The following is a 1,299-nucleotide window of genomic DNA, read 5'->3' as shown; positions in this document are numbered from 1 at the left end:
GGTATAGCTAGCTTCTTACTAGAATCAGCTGCATTTGGTCCATTTATCCAAGGTTCAGTACTTTCACAAGCAGGTACAACAGAAGCTGATGAGTTTAACGCGTATTTACAAGTTGATGCAGTGTCTAACTGTGGTGCAGTATTACCAGATATGGAAGCATATTTAACTTGTGGTTATAACGAGTATGTAGCTTCGTTAACTACAGCTGGTGAAACAAGTAAGCTTACTAATATTCAAGGAGTGTTTACTCAATTTGCATTTGCGGCGCAAACAGCGCTAGATAGCGGCGATCCAACTAATTACGCAGCCACTGTAAAAGCATTAGGTACTCCTGTTTATACTAATGTTGTTGTGGGCGATGGTGTTGATAACAAGCCTGACCAAGTGATACCACCAATGGCAGCAAATAATCCTATTTCAGGCACAATTCCATTAGCTAACTTGATGGGTCTTGAAACAGTAAGTACTTCGCAAGCATTGAGTGAAACACCAACAAGCTACTTAGTTAAATTTACTAAAGGGCATCATGGTTCTATATTAACGCCAGCTCAAGATGATGCACAAGCTGCAACTGTTGAAGGCAGTGCTGCCGCTAATACAGAAATGCAGTTGCAAGTAGCTACTTACTTAGCTGCTCGCGGTCGAATGTTATTAGTTTCCAACCCTGAGGTTGTGACTGATTAATAGCCAATAAAATAATTAACCTTTAAAAGCCACTGAAAAGTTAACACCATTCAGTTAAGCATGCTTTGACTTAATGGTGTACCGAGTTTTTGAAATTCGAACGGTCCTACTTTTGGGCCGTTTTCTTTTTTCTGGAAGAATATAACGTTTCACTCGTTCTCGCATTGCCCTTAATTTCTTTGGAATTGAACCTGGCGAAGCGATGGCACACCAGAGTATTTCATCCTGTATATCCCGCAAAGCCATGACAAAACTAATTCTCAGCGGGGAGACTTTAGCCTCTTTGGCTATTCGACTTATCTCTACTCGAATTAAATTGTAGGCTAGCAATATACCCCATAGCTCTTGATTGACTCCATCCACAGTCTGACTACGCAAAAGAATACTATCCTCAAGCATCTGGTGTTTTATTTCTCCATAGCTATTTTCAATTTCCCAGCGCTCGAAATAGACATCAAGAATGGCCTGTGCACCAAAGGCCTGTTTATCATCCAAAGAGCACAGCAGACCTTTTATTTTTCCAGGCCCCATTGGCTCAGGATAAAGAACCAGTCTGGCCTGCCAGCACTCAGGAAGCGAAGGGTCTTGTTTTCTGGCATGCGCAGATACACTCAT

Annotated in this window: 1 protein-coding gene and 1 pseudogene; one reads left to right on the top strand and one right to left on the bottom strand. The window is 41.6% G+C overall.

What is annotated here, in order from left to right; translation table 11 throughout:
• A pseudogene (locus L655_RS0118630) lies at positions 1-684 on the top strand (lipase); the annotation flags it as partial.
• Positions 685-738: 54 nt separating this feature from the next.
• Here the strand turns inward: L655_RS0118630 and L655_RS0118625 are convergent.
• Positions 739-1,299, bottom strand: a 561-nt coding sequence (locus tag L655_RS0118625; RefSeq protein WP_024604693.1) for a transposase, incomplete at its 5' end; no start/stop codon positions are given.

The organism is Pseudoalteromonas sp. TAE79 (genome assembly GCF_000498015.1).
GTDB lineage: Bacteria > Pseudomonadota > Gammaproteobacteria > Enterobacterales > Alteromonadaceae > Pseudoalteromonas.
Note: the sequence above shows the minus strand (reverse complement) of the source record. Positions and strands in the feature narration are given on the sequence as shown.